Source organism: Thalassotalea ponticola (genome assembly GCF_041379045.1).
Taxonomy (GTDB): Bacteria; Pseudomonadota; Gammaproteobacteria; order Enterobacterales; family Alteromonadaceae; genus Thalassotalea_A; species Thalassotalea_A ponticola.
This window is the reverse complement of record NZ_CP166871.1, coordinates 2,176,877-2,193,730: the sequence shown is the minus strand read 5'-3', so window position 1 is coordinate 2,193,730 and position 16,854 is coordinate 2,176,877. Positions and strand designations below refer to the sequence as shown.

The following is a 16,854-nucleotide window of genomic DNA, read 5'->3' as shown; positions in this document are numbered from 1 at the left end:
AATGGGCTGTAAACACAAAGTTATGCATGGGTCATGCATGTTTTGTCGATAACCAGCGACGAAAAAGTGACAACATTCTACTCCAAAAGCGGGGTGCAAAGTCAATTTAAATGTTTAGCAAATGATAGAAAAACATACATTTGTTGATATTTTGTGCAAATACTCTAACCAAGTTTAAATAAACCGTCGATAAAATTGTAATTTTTGATCCACATGGATATAATTCCCGACGATCCGAAAGTGGGTAAGAAACATTTTATTACCAAGCTCAATCAGCAGGTGTCGGCTTTGTGGCGAGCGCATTGACGTAATCACATTGAACTGTGTGCTCTTCATTAACGTATGTTACTGCGACGTGAAACTTGGTAGATGTTGTTAGAAAAATAACGTATTAGGCAAGATAACTGTGAAAAAACAAAGACCTGTAAATCTTGATTTAACAACAATCAAGTTACCGGCTGCCGCAAAAGCATCAATTTTGCATCGCGTAAGTGGTGTGGTGATGTTCTTCGGCGTGGGTATCCTAATTTGGGCACTTTCTGTGTCGCTATCTTCTCCAGAAGGTTTTGCATCGGTTAAAGAATGCTTTACTGGTGCACTGGGTAAATTTGTTGCGTGGGGTATTATTACCGCCCTTGCATATCATTTCGTTGGTGGTATTCGCCACCTGATTATGGATTTAGGTCACCTTGAAGAGAAAGGCTCTGGTCAAACTAGCGCTCGTATCGCTATTGCTCTTTGGGTTGTATTAGCAGTATTAGCAGGAGCTTGGGTATGGTAAACAACGCAGCAACGCTAGGTAGAAGTGGCGTTCACGACTTTATTCTTCTTCGCGCAAGTGCCATTGTTTTAGCTTTATACAGCGTATTTATGATGGCTTGGTTTGTGATGACACCCGAGGTGACGTATCAAGCGTGGACCGGTTTGTTCTCTAACCTGGGCATGAAAATCTTTACCGTATTAGCGGTAGTCGCCGTACTGTTTCACGCGTGGATTGGTATTTGGCAAGTGTTGACAGATTACGTTAAAGCAACATTTTTGCGTGGTGTTTTACAATTTTTATTTACTATTACCCTGTTTGTTTATGTTGCAGCGGTATTGTTGTCAGTGTGGGGTGTATAAGTGAGCGTTCCTGTTCGTGAATTTGATGCCATTGTAATTGGCGCTGGTGGCGCAGGTATGCGCGCCGCTTTAGCTATCTCTGAATCAGGTCAAAGCTGTGCTTTGATTTCTAAAGTATTTCCAACCCGTTCGCACACGGTATCTGCTCAAGGTGGTATTACCGTTGCGTTGGGTAATGCCCATGAAGATAACTGGGAATATCACATGTACGATACCGTTAAAGGTTCTGACTTTATCGGTGATCAAGATGCGATCGAGTACATGTGTAAAACAGGCCCTGAAGCGATTATCGAATTAGAAAACATGGGTCTGCCGTTCTCTCGTTTTGAAAACGGCAAAGTTTATCAACGTCCGTTTGGTGGCCAGTCGAAAAACTTCGGTGGTGAGCAAGCGGCTCGTACAGCGGCAGCGGCTGACCGTACCGGTCATGCGTTGCTACACTGTCTGTACCAACAAAACGTTAAAAATCAAACCAATGTATACTCTGAGTGGTATGCATTAGACTTAGTAAAAAATGACGACGGCCATGTTGTTGGTTGTACGGCAATTTGTATCGAAACCGGTGAAGTTGTGTACTTTAAGGCACGTGCAACGGTATTAGCGACAGGTGGTGCTGGTCGTATTTACGCATCAACAACAAACGCCCATATCAACACGGGTGATGGTGTTGGTATGTCACTGCGTGCTGGCGTACAAATGCAAGATATGGAAATGTGGCAGTTCCACCCAACCGGTATCGCCGGTGCGGGTGTACTTGTTACTGAAGGTTGTCGCGGTGAAGGTGGTTACCTGCTGAATAAAGACGGCGAGCGCTTCATGGAACGCTACGCGCCAAACGCCAAAGACTTGGCGGGCCGCGACGTTGTTGCGCGTTCAATGATGACCGAAATTCGCGAAGGTCGCGGTTGTGATCACCCGCAATTTGGTAAGCACATCAAGTTGAAGCTTGACCACTTAGGTGCAGAAACACTAAATCTGCGCTTACCAGGCGTTTGTGACTTGTCAAAAACATTCGCACACGTTGATCCGGCAAAAGAGCCAATTCCAGTTATTCCTACCTGTCACTATCAAATGGGTGGTGTTCCTTGTAACGTCAATGGCCAAGCAATTGAGTTCAACCCAGAAACGGGTGAAGACAAAATCATTGAAGGTTTGTTTGCTGTTGGTGAAATTGCCAACGTATCAGTGCACGGCGCTAACCGCTTAGGTGGTAACTCATTGCTTGACTTAGTGGTATTTGGTCGCGCGGCGGGTAACTTCCTTGGTAAGTACCTTGCAGAAACCGATACATCTCGCGATGCAAACGACGCTAACCTTGAAGCGGCACTAGCTCGTTACAACCGTTGGGAAAACTCAACTGGTGGTGAAGACCCAGTACAAATTCGCAAAGACCTACAGCAATGTATGCAGCTTAACTTCTCGGTATTCCGCGAAGGTGAAGCCATGGCTCAAGGTATGAAAGAGTTAACGGAAATTCGTGAGCGTCTGCAAAATGCCCACCTTGCCGATAAGTCATCAGAGTTCAACACCCAACGCATTGAGTGTTTAGAGTTAGATAACTTAATGGAAACAGCTTACTGTACGGCAAAAGCTGCGAACTTCCGTACCGAATCTCGTGGTGCTCACTCACGTGAAGACTTCCTTGATCGTGATGATGAGAACTGGTTGTGTCACACGATTTACACACCGGGTAACGAAGAAATGTCAAAACGCGATGTGAACATGAAACCAGTTCACCGTGAAGCTTTCCCACCGAAAGCACGTACTTACTAAGGAGCATTAACGATGAAACAAACGTTTTCGATTTATCGCTACAACCCTGATGTAGACAATGCACCTTACATGAAGGACTACGAGCTAGAGATCTCTGAAGGCTCAGACATGATGGTGCTTGATGCGCTTATCTTGTTAAAAGAACAAGATCCAACATTGTCATTCCGTCGCTCATGCCGCGAAGGTGTGTGTGGTTCAGACGGTCTGAACATGAACGGCAAAAACGGTCTCGCGTGTATCACCCCGTTATCTGAGTTAAAGGGCGGCAAAATCGTTTTACGTCCATTGCCAGGTTTACCGGTTGTACGTGACTTGATTATTGATATGACCCAGTTCTACACGCAATACGAGAAGATCAAGCCGTACTTAATCAACGATGGTAAAGCACAGCCAGCGCGTGAACACCTTCAGTCAATTGAAGAACGCGACAAGTTAGACGGGTTATACGAGTGTATCTTGTGTGCGTGTTGTTCAACATCGTGTCCATCATTTTGGTGGAACCCTGACAAGTTTATCGGTCCAGCGGGTTTGTTACACGCCTATCGCTTCTTAATTGATAGCCGTGATACGGCGACTGATGAGCGTTTAGACGATTTACAAGATGCGTACAGCGTATTCCGTTGTCACGGCATCATGAACTGTGTTGACGTTTGTCCTAAGGGATTGAACCCAACCAAAGCAATCGGTTCGATCAAATCGATGCTATTGCAAAGAGCGGTATAACCCGACCACTCGTGCTACAAGCGTTGCTTGTGGTTAAGGTATATCGCCGGGTCCGCGCAAGTGGACCTGGCATTTTCGTTTTTCTGAGTTAGCGAATAACATTTTTTTATATGTCAATTAACAGAATGTAAACACGCGAACTCTTATGAACATGGCATCACGTTATGTTGATGCGATTTAGTCTACCAATACATAGGATTAGGCAATGCCAGAAGGTGTAATGAAGACTTGGTTAGAGTCTTCCCATTTAAGCGGTAACAACGCCGCTTATATTGAAGAGCTTTACGAAATGTATCTTGAAAACGCTCACTCGGTGTCTGATGAGTGGCGTAAGATATTTGATGAGCTTCCTAAAGTAGATGGTGTAGAAGTTGAAACCAATCACTCGGTGATTCGAGATGAATTTCGTCAATTAGCAAAAGAAGGCTTTAAGCACGTTGCGGTGAGCAGTGAAGCAGATGCCAAGCAAGTACGCGTTTTGCAGTTGATCAACTCGTATCGATTCCGCGGACATCAAAATGCCAATTTAGATCCACTGGGATTATGGCAGCGTGAGCGCGTGCGTGACTTGGAGTTATCTCACCACGATCTATCAAAATCTGAATTTGATAAAGAATTTAACGTGGGCTCTTTGGCCGTAGGTCAAGAGTGCATGAAGTTAGGTGATATCTACCAAACGCTTAAAGATACCTACTGTGGTGCGATTGGTGCTGAGTACATGCACATCACCTCGACCACTGAAAAGCGTTGGTTGCAACAACGTCTTGAAAGTGTGCGTTCTAAGGCGAACTTTTCAAACGACCTGAAAAAAGAAATCCTTAAAGACTTGATTGCGGCTGATGGCTTAGAAAAGTATTTAGGGGCAAAATTCCCTGGTGCCAAGCGCTTCTCACTTGAAGGCGGCGACAGCTTAATCCCAATGCTTAAGCAAATCATCACTCGCGCCGGTGAGCACGGCAGTAAAGAAGTGGTGCTGGGTATGGCGCACCGCGGTCGTTTGAACGTGCTTGTTAACGTGATGGGTAAAAACCCAAGCAAGTTATTTGATGAATTTGCCGGTAACGTTGAACAAATTGGTTCTGGTGACGTGAAATACCACCAAGGCTACTCGTCAGACTTTGTTACCCCTGGTGGCAACGTACACTTAGCGTTGGCGTTTAACCCGTCGCACTTAGAGATCGTTAACCCAGTGGTTATCGGTTCAGTGCGCGCGCGTCTAGACCGTCGCGATTGTGATAAAGGCGATTTGGTTATGCCAATAACCATTCACGGTGATTCGGCAATTGCTGGTCAAGGTGTGGTACAAGAAACCTTTAACATGTCGCAAGCGCGAGCGTACAAAGTTGGTGGAACGATTCGTATCGTGGTCAATAACCAAGTTGGTTTTACCACGTCAAAACAAGAAGATACTCGCTCGACCGAATACTGTACTGACATTGCTAAAATGGTCCAGGCACCAATTTTACACGTCAACGCAGACGACCCAGAAGCGGTTGTGTTAGCTTCACAAATCGCAGTAGATTTTCGCAATAAGTTTAAACGCGATGTGGTTATCGACTTGGTTTGTTACCGTCGTCATGGTCACAACGAAGCCGACGAACCAAACGCGACGCAGCCGTTGATGTATCAAAAAATTAAGAAACATCCGGTGCCACGAGCCATTTACGCTGAAAAACTGGCACGTGAAAACGTGGTTTCAGAAAGCGAAAACAAAGAATTCGTAAACTACTACCGAAAATTACTCGACGAAGGCCAGTGTACTGTTGAGCAATGGCGCCCAATGACCGAGCATTCAGTAGACTGGACGCCGTATTTGGGTCACGATTGGGATGATGCCTATGATCACAGCATTGACTCAGCGCGACTTAAAGAGCTAGCGAACGCGATTGCAAGCTACCCAGAAGATCACAAGCTTCACTCACGAGTGAAGAAGATTTACGATGATCGCAAGAAAATGGCCAGCGGTGAAAAGTTATTAGACTGGGGTTTCGCTGAAAACCTCGCTTATGCGTGTATCGTTGATCGCGGTGAGCGCGTGCGCATTACCGGTCAAGACGCGGGTCGTGGTACCTTCTTCCACCGCCACGCGGTATTGCATGGGCAAGACGATGCAAGCACGTATTTGCCGTTGCAACACATTAGCGATAAGCAAGGACCATTTGAAGTTTATGACTCAGTGCTATCAGAAGTTGCGGTACTGGCATTTGAATACGGCTACGCAACAGCCGAACCCAGTGGTTTAACCATTTGGGAAGCTCAATTTGGTGATTTTGCCAACGGTGCGCAAGTGGTGTTTGACCAATTTTTGTCATCAGGCGAGCAAAAGTGGGGCCGCTTATGTGGTTTGACCGTGTTATTGCCACACGGCTATGAAGGTCAAGGTCCTGAGCACTCATCGGCTCGTTTAGAGCGTTTCTTGCAGCTGTGTGCCGATCACAACATGCAGGTGTGTGTACCATCAACGCCAGCGCAAGTATTCAATATGTTGCGTCGTCAAGTGGTTCGCCCAATGCGCCGTCCATTGATTGTAATGTCACCTAAATCTCTGTTGCGTCATCCGTTAGCGGTATCGTCGTTAGATGAACTAGCAGAAGGTACTTATCACAATGTGATTGGCGAGATTGACGACATCAAAGCCGATAAGGTTGAACGCGTTGTTATGTGTTCTGGTAAAGTTTACTATGAGCTATTGGAACAGCGTCGTAAGAATGAGCAGGATAATGTCGCCATTGTTCGCATTGAACAGCTATACCCATTCCCTGAAGCCGAATTGAAGGATGTGATTGCCCAATACCCTAATGCCAAAGACTTTGTTTGGTGTCAGGAAGAGCCACAAAACCAAGGCGCGTGGTACTGTTCACAGCATCACTTTAGAGAAGCGATTGGCGAGCAGGGCACATTGCGTTATGCCGGCCGCAAGGCAGCTGCAGCACCAGCATGTGGTTATATGTCTTTGCACGTGAAAGAACAACAAGCATTAGTGAATGATGCACTAACGTTTTAACAAGATTTTCTTGAGGAATAAAAATGACAACTGAAATTAAGGTTCCTGTATTACCAGAGTCAGTAGCCGATGCAACCGTTGCTACTTGGCATGTTCAAGTTGGTGATAAGGTAGAGCGCGACCAAGTGCTAGTCGATATCGAAACTGACAAAGTGGTACTTGAAGTGCCAGCGCCTGCTGCTGGTGTTATCACTGCGATCAGTGAAGAAGAAGGTGCAACTGTATTAGGCGAGCAAGTTATTGCTATCCTTGATGACGCAGATACTGCCACACCAAGTGCAGAGCCTAGCAAGGCAAGCCAAACTGAATCAGCACCAACGGCAGCGGCGAAAGTGATCGATATCGTTGTACCGGTATTACCAGAATCTGTTGCTGATGCAACGATTTCAACTTGGCATGTGGCCGAAGGCGAAACGGTAACTCGCGATCAAAACTTAGTTGATATTGAAACCGATAAAGTCGTGCTTGAAGTTGTCGCCCAAGACGACGGTGTGATCGGTAAAATCACCCACGCTGAAGGCGAAACTGTGTTGGGTGAGCAAGTTATTGGTCAGTTAAACGCGGGTGCTGTTTCGGCGCCGAGTAATGAAAGCGCAGCAAGCGACGAACAATCAGGTGATGACGTTGCTTCTCCATCGGTACGTCGTATGCTTACTGAGAATGGTTTGTCAGCGAGCCAAGTAAAAGGCACTGGTAAAGGCGGTCGCATCAGCAAGGAAGACGTTGAAGCACACCTTGCAGCAGCTAAAGCACCAGCGGCAGCACCAAAAGCAGCTGCACCTGCAACAGCACCTGTTGTTGCATCTGGCGAGCGTAGCCAAAAACGCGTACCAATGACGCGTTTGCGTAAAACCATTGCTAACCGCTTACTTGAAGCGAAAAATTCAACGGCAATGCTTACCACGTTTAATGAAGTGGATATGAAGCCAATCATGGATCTTCGCAAGCAATACAAAGACTTGTTTGAAAAGACCCACGATACGCGCTTAGGTTTTATGTCGTTCTACGTGAAGGCCGTAACTGAAGCATTGAAGCGTTTTCCATCAGTTAACGCGTCAATTGATGGCGACGATATCGTTTACCACAACTTCTTCGATATCTCGATTGCGGTATCGACTCCTCGCGGCTTGGTAACACCAGTACTACGTGATGCAGATACGTTAAGCATGGCTGGCATTGAGAAGGGCATTAAAGACTTAGCGATCAAAGGTCGCGATGGCAAGCTAACCATGGACGACATGCAAGGTGGTAACTTTACAATCACTAACGGTGGTGTATTTGGTTCACTGATTTCAACGCCAATCATCAACTTACCGCAAACGGCTATTCTTGGTATGCACAAGATCCAAGACCGTCCAGTAGCGATTGATGGCAAAGTCGAAATTCGTCCGATGATGTACTTGGCATTGTCTTACGATCACCGCTTAATCGATGGCAAAGAGTCAGTAGGCTTCTTAGTAACCATTAAAGAACTATTAGAAGATCCAGCGCGCTTATTGTTGGATATCTAAGCGATAACGAATGTTGTAAAACGCGCTCATTGAGCGCGTTTTTTTTTGTCCATTATTTGTTGTCTTCAGGTCTATTCTCAATCTCGCTTGATAGCTGAGTACCTATCAGATCACCCGACTATGTGTGTTAGGTAGCTAGATTCTCTTGGGCACGAGAGCTGTTGTTTTGTGCTCTATTTACCCCATCGATAAAAAACATCTACTTTTTGAATAAAAAATCCTTGTTTGTGAATAATTATCTGTGATATAAATGCGCACCTTGATTTTGGTACGAGCCACATAAGGCGATATGTTTTGTGTTAGCGCCAGTGATAAATGCCTGTATTTACTTACCTATAGGTAATTTAGGCTGATAGCTGCTGACGAGATATGTCGCAACGCGACGGCGTTGTACCCATCATGTATGTAAGCTCATCGGCGGTGTTCACGCATTATCTACTCGAATGATTATGCGCTTATCGGTTCGCTTTTACTGTGCTTCGCCTTGTGTTGGCGAAGATGGTGTGACGGATAAACCGCGTAATAGACAAACACTCGCATCGGCAGAGATTATTCGAGTAATAGATAAAAAATGATCGTAGTAGGAGAAGTAATCATTATGGCATCGAATTCTAAACACGTATTTGCTAAGTCGGCACTGTATCTGGCATTAAGTAGTGCTTTTTCACTACCGACAATGGCGTTAGCTCAAGACACACAGGCGCAAGCAGTTGCTGCTATAGAGCGTATTCAGGTGACGGGCTCACGCCGTTCGTCGACCGTACAAGAAGCGCCAATGAATATTTCTGCATTAGATGCCGATGTGATGCTCAATCAAAATATTTCATCAGCGGAAGATGTTGCTCGCTGGGTACCCGGTCTCACCATTGCTGATCAAGGTGGTCGAGAGGGGGCGTCAATTATTGTCCGCGGTCTTAATACCAACTCTTCTGAGCGCAGTGCCGATGGTGGCACAGTGGCAACCTATGTCGGCGAAATCCCAATGTTGGTTGACTTGCGTTTAAAAGATGTTGAACGAGTCGAAGTGTTGATCGGACCTCAAGGCACACTGTACGGCGCCGGTACACTCGGTGGTGCGATACGCTATATCTTAAACGATGCTGAGCTTGATATTACCGAGGGCTCGATCACCGGTGACGTGTTTAGCTTGAGTGAGAGTGAGGACTTAGGTGGCGAAGCGGGCTTTGTATTCAATACACCATTGATTGAAGATGAGCTAGCGGTGCGGGTAAACGTAAATCACTACAGTGCGCCGGGCTATGTAGATTATAGTGTTGCGGTATGTGAGCCTGGAGTGTCTTTACCCGATCCTGATTGGAGTGATGCGAGTGCTGTTGAGCAAAACATCTGTGGTCTTCAGGATGTCAATGATGAGCAAATCACTACTTCGCGCGTGGCGTTGCGTTGGAACCCGAATGATTGGTTTGACGCCACCTTAACGTACTTCCATCAAAACCAGACTCATGGTGGTAACTCGATTGTTCAGTACAAGTCTATTGCACAAGAAAATCCATTAAGCGAGTTGGTCGGTAAGTACGATTCGGCTTACCGCGTGGCTGAGCCAAATGAAAAGACAGACGAACTGTTGAGTTTGGAAATGGAGCTCGATTTAGGTTTTGCTGATTTGGTTTCGGCGTCAGGATGGTCTGAGTATGAACAGAGTGGTCAACGCGATCAAACCGATCTGCTGTTTGGCGATATTTGGGCTGGTTACGCAGATTTTCCAGCGTTTACCGCCTACACCTTAGACACAGGTGAAGAGCAATCGTTTACCCAAGAATTGCGTATTGTGTCAAAGAGCGAGTCGGCGTTTTCATGGATTGTTGGTTATTACTACAACCAACTCGAGTCGCAGTCGGATGACCGCGAATACACCCCAGGTTTAACGGAATATTGGTTTGGCGATGAGCCGTATGCGAACATTGAGTACGATTTAGAATACATCGCCTTAAACAAGCAAAAGCTTGAAGAATCAGCGCTTTTTGGTGAGCTTTCTTATCAACTTACCGATAAACTGCAAGTCACCGCCGGAGCCCGAGTTTATCAATATGACATCGACTCAGAATCGGGGAACTGGGCGCCGTTTTGGAATGGTGAAATCAGCTCGAGCAATGAAATCGGCTTGTCGTCAAGCAACGCCAAAGACGATGGCAACTTGCTTAAGTTAAACGCGAGCTATCAATTTAATGACGATGTGATGACGTATGTTACTGTCAGCGAGGGCTATCGCATTGGTGGCTCAAATGGCATAACGCCGTGCTCTGATGATGGTTCGATTCAAGTCTGTGCTTTGCCAAATGAGATGGATTACAAACCGGACTTAACCACCAACTACGAGTTAGGTGTTAAAAGTTCGTGGTTGCAAAATCGTCTGCACCTCAATGCTGCGCTGTTTAGCGTTGACTGGCAAGATGCACAAATTCAAGCCACCACAGTCAATGGCCAAGAAATTATTACCGCCAATGCCGGTGAAGCAAATTCGACAGGGGTTGAATTGGCGGTGCGCTCGGTGCTCAGCGATAACATTACCGCGTATGCCAATTACTCGTATGCGAAAGCAGAGTTGACATCAGACGCGCCATATTTATTTGGTATTAAAGGTGAGCAGGGCAGCGCTATTCAAGACTTTTATGATGGTGAAGACGGCGACCGCCTACCAGGTGCACCAGAGCATCAGTTTTCGATGGGGGTTGATTATCAAACCGACGTGTTCGATGACAAATTACTTAATATTTATTACGGCTTAACCGCGCAAAGCGACGTGATCACCAAAGTCGGACTAAAAGCCGATGGCGAAGTGTTACCAGGCTATGCGCTAAGCAACCTATCGGCCAAACTATCAGGGGATCTTTGGTCGGTTACTTTCTATGTCGACAATTTGTTTAACAAGTATGCATATACCGCAACACGCCGTGATAAGTCATGGGCTGGTATGGCTCAATTTGAATCAGAAAACAAGAACTTACCAGAAATAGGACGGGTTTACGGACATTACATTACCAAGCCTAGAACTGTTGGCTTACGCTTTAATTACGCATTTGATCTGTAATTAAATGGCAATGAAAAATAAGGTATCGTACAGTGTATGGTACCTTATTTTTTTGTACCCAGTAAAATAACCAATAAAGGCAAGCAGAGTAGCTAATGAAAACACTAATTAAAGCAACCATTTTAGCCGCAGTGACCAGCGCCTCAAGTATGTCGGCGTGGGCCGCGGAACAGGTGATCAAAGCCGGTTTTGTATTGGACGTAACCAATGGCGATATCAAAAAAGACCAGTATATTTTGATTCGCGACAATAAAATTTTATCCATTTCCAAAAACAATCCAGCGCCGTCGGCAGAGCAAATAGATTTACAGCACAAATACGTCCTTCCCGGGCTTATGGACATGCACACCCATGTGGTGCGTCATTTGTCGAAACAATTCCACGATCGCTATTTTCAGTCGCCACATCGGGCGACTATCGGTGGCGTAGTTAACGCAGAAAAGACCCTTATGGCGGGGTTTACCACAATTCGCAATGTCGGCGCCGCCGACTATATGGATGTGGCGTTGCGCAATGCGATTAATGCCAATGAAATACCGGGGCCTCGCATGGCGGTTTCGGGCCCATCGCTTGGTATCACCGGTGGTCACTGCGACCGCAACTCGCTAAATCATCGCTTTGAAGAGCGAGGCGACGGTGTATCCGATGGACCGTGGCAAGTGCGCCAGCAAGTGCGAAAAAATGTAAAGTATCAAGTTGATGTCATTAAATTTTGCGCCACTGGTGGTGTTTTTTCAAAAGGCACTAAAGTGGGTCAACGTCAATACACTTTAGAAGAAATGCAGGCGATTGTTGACGAAGCACACACTCACGGTCGCACGGTAGCGGCTCATGCGCACGGTACAGAAGGTATCGAGTTTGCCATTAAAGCTGGCGTAGACTCGATTGAGCACGCCAGCTATTTAACACCGCAAACCATCGCCTTAGCTAAGGAGTACGGCACTTACTTATCGATGGATATTTACAATACCGAGTATACGTTGAGCGAAGGTGTTAAAAATGGCGTGCCACAAGAGAATATCGATAAAGAGAAGCAAGTTGGCACTCGCCAACGCGAAAGCTTTCGCAATGCGGTAACAGCGGGAGCCAAAATTGTATTGGGCACCGATGCGGGTATTTATCCGCACGGTGATAATGCCAAACAACTCAGTCGCATGACTCAATTTGGCATGACAGAGTTACAAGCGATACAAGCGGCAACCATTAACTCGGCGGCACTATTAAAATGGAGTGACAAACTAGGTCAAGTTAAAGCCGGTATGTTGGCGGATCTGATTGCCGTTGACCGCAACCCTTTAGAGGATATTACCAGCCTTGAAAACGTCAGCTTTGTGATGAAAGACGGTATTATTTATAAGCAATAGTGATCATGACTGAACTAAACGCCCTGTACCAAAAAGCGTTAACACTGGTCGAGCAGAAGCAATATCAGCAGGCACATCACTGCCTGTTGACAATCCTTAAGCAAGATAGACAGTTTGCTAGAGCGTATTATTTACTGGCGATTATAGCCAGTGATCACCACAATGTAGTCAAAGCGATAGAGCTTGCCGAAAAAGCCAGTCAGCTGAGCAAGCAAGGCGCACCGCTGGTATTGCAGGCAAAATTGTATTTGCGCTTGCACGATCACGTAAAAGCAAAATACGTGGCGCAGCAGGCGCTAACGCTCGCTGCTCTGACCTATGCCGAGTGGGATGATTTAGGGGTTGTGTTCAGTCAAATGGGCGATCACTTCCAAGCGATTCGCTGTTTCGAACAAGCCGAGCAGGCGCTAGCCAAACTTCCACAAACGCCACAACACGCCCAGCTCTGCGTTAATCTAGCGGCGGCTTATAAGTTCAACGGCCAATTTGAACAAGCCATTGCCAGTTACCGACGCGCCTTGGCGCAAGACCCTAAGCTCTATTCGGCGTATTGGGGGCTAGCGAGCATGCCCGAAAGCCAACTTGCTGGTGATATAGGACGACTAACGGGGTACTTACAGCATGCGACAGACGCTGATGATACCTTGTACCTAGCCCACAGCTTATCTCGGCAATATGAACATCAGGGTGATTTTGCCAAGGCTTGGCAGCTGCTAACTAAACCCAAGCAACGCAAAAAAGCACAGTGCGGTTATCACATTAGCCGTGATCAACAGCTGTTTTCAGCGTTAAAGGCGAGTTTCAATAAGAGCTCAATTAACCTCGATTCTGGCTGTGATAGTGACGAACCGATTTTTATTGTCGGAATGCCTCGCACCGGGACTACGGTGATCGAGCGCTTGCTGACACAATCGAACAATATTTTTTCCGCTGGCGAAATGCAACACTTTGCTATAGCGCTAAAACAACAGACTCAGGTGACGTCGCCTGCGCTACTTGATGAGGCGACCATTAACGCGGCGCACAGTATTGACTGGCGACAACTGGGTGGTAATTACCTTGCCAAAACGCGGTCGATCACCGGGCATACGCCGCGCTTTATCGATAAAATGCCAACCAACTTCCTGTACATTGGCTTTATTTTGCAGGCCTTACCTAAGGCGAAAGTTATTTGTTTGCAGCGGTCTGAGCAGGATACGATAATCAGTAACTATCGGCAGTTATTTGCCTCAGACTTTTGGTTTTATCAGTACAGCTATGATATCAATGATTGCCAAAGCTATTATCATTTATTCACCGAACTGATGGGCTATTGGCAACAGCTGTTTGCTAACAATATTTATTGCCTCAACTATGAAAGCTTTGTCCATAATCCCGCTGTTGAAGCGCCTAAATTGTTTGATTTTATTGGTGAAACTTGGCAACCGCTCTATCTTGATTTACAACATAATCGCGCACCAGTCGCGACGGCAAGTGCGGCGCAAGTTCGAGATGGGATAACGGCTAAATCTGTCGGTTTTTGGCGCCACTACCAGCAACAATTAACACAGGCGTTGGACGCTAATTAAAAGCCGGTTCAATCTTCTTGGGGCAACCTTGCTGTAACGACAACCCGTGGTTAGTCTATTTTTTTAAAGCGCAATAGCTCAACACCTTGCTGATCAAAAAATGACAATTGCATATCGCTAAGGGTATAGCTCTGGGTAGCGCGAATGTGTGTTATCAGCTGGTGAGCAATGTGCTTATTCATACAGGCTTGGTCAGCCGATGCTATTGGGCCGAACGTTATGCGTTTTGCGTTAACAGCGATAATATCAGCAGTGAAATTGTGGCAACCATCATTACCGGATATTTGCATAAGTTGTAAGTCAATTTCCATCGTCGGCCGCGATGGCTCCCCGTTGAGCTCAGTTACACTGGTATTGATGCGCTCTAATAGCCATATATCGTTAAGTCTTATGGTGCTGTCGAATTGCTTGCTTAAAACGCGGCGCAGTGTATAGCGTATCGAAGAGCCATCGGCGGGGATTTTATCAGGGGAAACGGGTTGTTTGCTCACCTCTATTTTGTAGAGATAGCCGAGTTCATAATCAAAGCCATGTATGGTGTTGTAAAACAACTGCCATCCATCGTCAGTTAAGGTGTCGCCGCGTTGTATTTGCAAGCACAACCGAGGGGCAACGCCGACACATTTGGCTTTGTAGCTGTTGACCCAATATATTTGGTGATCAGTTGTGGGAGACGCGGTACAGCCCCATGCACCAATGACGAACAGTAAAACAAAACCTAGCTTGAGCATGACAGGCCTCTAATTGATTTATGTGATTTTAAGTGTAGCTAGCATCAATCGATTCTGGTACTCGAGTTATGGCGTCAGCTAGAAATAGCAACACGACTGTGTCATCATTACCGCGCGTTAGCCTACAGTCAGTAAGTTAACTTTGAACATTAAAATTAAAAAGAGAGTCTGTATGCGCAATCATCTAGTTATGTTATGTATCCCGATTATATCCTTATTGGCAAGTCAGGTTGTTTACGCCAAAAAAGATGAACACAAGCAACTGCCACCTGGGCTACAGAAAAAAGTTGCTAAGGGCAAAGCGTTGCCACCGGGCTGGCAAAAGAAATTGCAAGTTGGCACGGTTATAGAACCTGAAATTTATGAACAAGGCGTTATCGTTGAGCGCAGTAGGGATGGCATTATCACCATTGAAGTCGATGGAAAATGGGTTCGCTTGATGGAACACAGCAAAGAAATTGTTGAAATATTAAAGCACTAATACCTTAACGCCTTAAAGCTGTTATAGCACACCGGACGCAGAGTGATAAATGCCTGAATTAACCCTCAGGAGAATTCAGCACGGCGTCATGTGTCGCCCTAGCACATTAGTTCAGTGCTCGTTACAAGAGAGTGCTGGCATGCCCACGGCTTTGTGTAATCGCCATGTCCTCATTATACTTCTATTGAGTATGACGATGTTATTGACGGCGTTGACAAGGTTAGAAGCTATGAACGAACAACCGGATAATCAACCTAAACTCACTTCGTACAAAGTGTGGGATAGGCACGTCAGAATCTTTCATTGGCTAAATGTACTGTGTATTTTGGGGCTGATATTTATCGGTCTAATGATATTAAACAGCAAAAGCTTTGGCGTGAGTGCTGACGGCAAAATTTTACTGAAAACCATACATGTCTACATCGGCTATGTCTTTGTTGTTAACCTTATTTGGCGTTTGATTTGGGGATTTATTGGCAGCCATTACGCTAAGTGGTCTTCGATAATACCGGTGCATAAAGGTGCGATAAGGGAAACGACATCCTATATCAACGAGCTTAGCGAAGGTAAAGCGCCTAGCTATGCAGGTCACAATCCACTGGCAAAAATCATGGTTAGTGTACTGTTTGTCTTGCTGATCACGCAGGCATCTACCGGTCTTATATTAGCTGGTACGGATTTGTATTTACCACCATTTGGTCACGAAATAGCAGAGCAGGTCACAAATTCTGGCGAAGACCACCAAGCGCTTGAGGGCTTGGTTCCCGGCTCAAAGCAAGGGGTTGATCAAGCCGCGTACGCGCGAATGCGAGAGTGGCGCAAGCCCATTATTTCCATCCATGTGTTCAGTTTTTATTTGTTGTTAATCGCCATTACAATGCATATCGTTGCTGTTGTTATTAGTGAATTTAAAGAAAAAAATGGTATCGTTTCAGCGATGATTAACGGCGAAAAATTTATCAAAGGCAAGCCCGTAGACGAGCCAAAGAACAACAAACCAAAGTTATAATCACCGCTGTAGCAGACGCGTGAGAGCAGATAATGAATCGAAAAAAGAAGATTAAATCAACGCTGTTAGCGAAACAGAAAAAAGCTAACGCAAAATTACACAAACGCAATAAACCCAAATATATTTCAAAAGCTGAGCGCGAAAAAATCGCCCAACAGCAAGATGCTGAGCGCCAAAATTCTGACGAGCAAGGCGCTTAGGGTAATTGCTATCGATTGAATTGGCTATATCGTCTCTAACATCTAATTGGCCGATTGTTGCGCCCTGCGCCGTTAAAGGTCCGTCTATAGAACCAAATTGTGGTTTATTCCTCAACAAAGCACAGGTTTCCTGCCCATAGATGCTTGTTTTTATCGCTTAATTTTTAATAAAAGTTGATTTTATTGCCATCGCGACTAGCCTTTTAGTACGGTGGTTAAGGGAATTTTATTAAGTATTAAAGCCAGTTAGCACAGAGCCTAGTAAAATGTGTGCTGATTACAGCGTTAGCTTTCACAAAGGTTACGGGACACAGTGAAA

Annotated in this window: 13 protein-coding genes; 12 read left to right on the top strand and 1 reads right to left on the bottom strand. The window is 45.7% G+C overall.

Going from position 1 to position 16,854, the window contains the following annotated elements:
• Positions 1–406: 406 nt before the first annotated feature.
• The 9 genes from sdhC (at position 407) to ACAY30_RS09410 (ending at position 14,114) form a co-directional block, all read left to right on the top strand.
• Positions 407–781: a succinate dehydrogenase, cytochrome b556 subunit gene (gene sdhC / locus ACAY30_RS09450; RefSeq protein ID WP_290251129.1), complete on the top strand. Its 375-nt coding sequence runs from the start codon at positions 407–409 to the stop codon at positions 779–781.
• Positions 775–1,122, top strand: coding sequence for a succinate dehydrogenase, hydrophobic membrane anchor protein (sdhD, locus tag ACAY30_RS09445; protein ID WP_290251128.1), 348 nt, complete (start codon positions 775–777; stop codon positions 1,120–1,122). Before sdhC ends, sdhD begins: the two co-directional genes overlap by 7 nt.
• A complete protein-coding gene (gene sdhA, locus ACAY30_RS09440) occupies positions 1,123–2,895 on the top strand; it encodes a succinate dehydrogenase flavoprotein subunit (RefSeq protein ID WP_290251127.1) in 1,773 nt (590 codons plus the stop codon).
• Between the two features lie 12 nt (positions 2,896–2,907).
• A complete protein-coding gene (locus ACAY30_RS09435; protein WP_290251126.1) occupies positions 2,908–3,618 on the top strand; it encodes a succinate dehydrogenase iron-sulfur subunit in 711 nt (236 codons plus the stop codon).
• A gap of 205 nt (positions 3,619–3,823) precedes the next feature.
• The gene (locus ACAY30_RS09430) at positions 3,824–6,622 is read left to right on the top strand and encodes a 2-oxoglutarate dehydrogenase E1 component (RefSeq protein ID WP_290251125.1); all 2,799 of its coding nucleotides are present in this window, start codon (positions 3,824–3,826) and stop codon (positions 6,620–6,622) included.
• A gap of 23 nt (positions 6,623–6,645) precedes the next feature.
• On the top strand, positions 6,646–8,133 hold the full coding sequence (odhB, locus tag ACAY30_RS09425; RefSeq protein ID WP_290251124.1) for a 2-oxoglutarate dehydrogenase complex dihydrolipoyllysine-residue succinyltransferase: 1,488 nt from the start codon (positions 6,646–6,648) through the stop codon (positions 8,131–8,133).
• Between the two features lie 598 nt (positions 8,134–8,731).
• Positions 8,732–11,182 (top strand): TonB-dependent receptor, encoded by a 2,451-nt coding sequence (locus ACAY30_RS09420; RefSeq protein ID WP_290251123.1) that lies wholly within the window; start codon positions 8,732–8,734, stop codon positions 11,180–11,182.
• A gap of 95 nt (positions 11,183–11,277) precedes the next feature.
• Positions 11,278–12,546: an amidohydrolase family protein gene (locus ACAY30_RS09415; protein WP_290251122.1), complete on the top strand. Its 1,269-nt coding sequence runs from the start codon at positions 11,278–11,280 to the stop codon at positions 12,544–12,546.
• A gap of 5 nt (positions 12,547–12,551) precedes the next feature.
• Positions 12,552–14,114 carry a tetratricopeptide repeat-containing sulfotransferase family protein gene (locus ACAY30_RS09410; protein ID WP_290251121.1) on the top strand — a complete coding sequence of 521 codons (1,563 nt, stop codon included), beginning with the start codon at positions 12,552–12,554 and terminating at the stop codon, positions 14,112–14,114.
• Between the two features lie 50 nt (positions 14,115–14,164).
• On the opposite strand, the gene ACAY30_RS09405 is transcribed toward ACAY30_RS09410, so the two are convergent.
• Positions 14,165–14,845 carry a DUF4377 domain-containing protein gene (locus ACAY30_RS09405; RefSeq protein WP_290251120.1) on the bottom strand — a complete coding sequence of 227 codons (681 nt, stop codon included), beginning with the start codon at positions 14,843–14,845 and terminating at the stop codon, positions 14,165–14,167.
• A gap of 172 nt (positions 14,846–15,017) precedes the next feature.
• Between ACAY30_RS09405 and ACAY30_RS09400 the strand changes: the two genes are divergently transcribed.
• From ACAY30_RS09400 to ACAY30_RS09390, 3 genes are all read left to right on the top strand, one after another.
• The gene (locus ACAY30_RS09400; RefSeq protein ID WP_290251119.1) at positions 15,018–15,326 is read left to right on the top strand and encodes a hypothetical protein; all 309 of its coding nucleotides are present in this window, start codon (positions 15,018–15,020) and stop codon (positions 15,324–15,326) included.
• 229 nt (positions 15,327–15,555) lie between these two features.
• A complete protein-coding gene (locus tag ACAY30_RS09395; RefSeq protein WP_290251118.1) occupies positions 15,556–16,335 on the top strand; it encodes a cytochrome b/b6 domain-containing protein in 780 nt (259 codons plus the stop codon).
• A gap of 32 nt (positions 16,336–16,367) precedes the next feature.
• On the top strand, positions 16,368–16,535 hold the full coding sequence (locus ACAY30_RS09390) for a DUF2986 domain-containing protein (protein WP_290251117.1): 168 nt from the start codon (positions 16,368–16,370) through the stop codon (positions 16,533–16,535).
• The last annotated feature ends 319 nt before the right edge of the window (positions 16,536–16,854 follow it).

What these genes read in the sequence shown, in the direction of transcription:
- odhB (WP_290251124.1), top strand. Translation starts at nt 6,646, where the DNA reads ATGACAACTGAAATTAAGGTTCCTGTATTACCAGAGTCAGTAGCCGAT.
- ACAY30_RS09435 (WP_290251126.1), top strand. Translation starts at nt 2,908, where the DNA reads ATGAAACAAACGTTTTCGATTTATCGCTACAACCCTGATGTAGACAAT.
- ACAY30_RS09405 (WP_290251120.1), bottom strand. Translation starts at nt 14,845, where the DNA reads ATGCTCAAGCTAGGTTTTGTTTTACTGTTCGTCATTGGTGCATGGGGC.
- ACAY30_RS09420 (WP_290251123.1), top strand. Translation starts at nt 8,732, where the DNA reads ATGGCATCGAATTCTAAACACGTATTTGCTAAGTCGGCACTGTATCTG.
- ACAY30_RS09415 (WP_290251122.1), top strand. Translation starts at nt 11,278, where the DNA reads ATGAAAACACTAATTAAAGCAACCATTTTAGCCGCAGTGACCAGCGCC.
- ACAY30_RS09395 (WP_290251118.1), top strand. Translation starts at nt 15,556, where the DNA reads ATGAACGAACAACCGGATAATCAACCTAAACTCACTTCGTACAAAGTG.
- sdhD (WP_290251128.1), top strand. Translation starts at nt 775, where the DNA reads ATGGTAAACAACGCAGCAACGCTAGGTAGAAGTGGCGTTCACGACTTT.
- ACAY30_RS09410 (WP_290251121.1), top strand. Translation starts at nt 12,552, where the DNA reads ATGACTGAACTAAACGCCCTGTACCAAAAAGCGTTAACACTGGTCGAG.
- ACAY30_RS09390 (WP_290251117.1), top strand. Translation starts at nt 16,368, where the DNA reads ATGAATCGAAAAAAGAAGATTAAATCAACGCTGTTAGCGAAACAGAAA.
- ACAY30_RS09400 (WP_290251119.1), top strand. Translation starts at nt 15,018, where the DNA reads ATGCGCAATCATCTAGTTATGTTATGTATCCCGATTATATCCTTATTG.
- ACAY30_RS09430 (WP_290251125.1), top strand. Translation starts at nt 3,824, where the DNA reads ATGCCAGAAGGTGTAATGAAGACTTGGTTAGAGTCTTCCCATTTAAGC.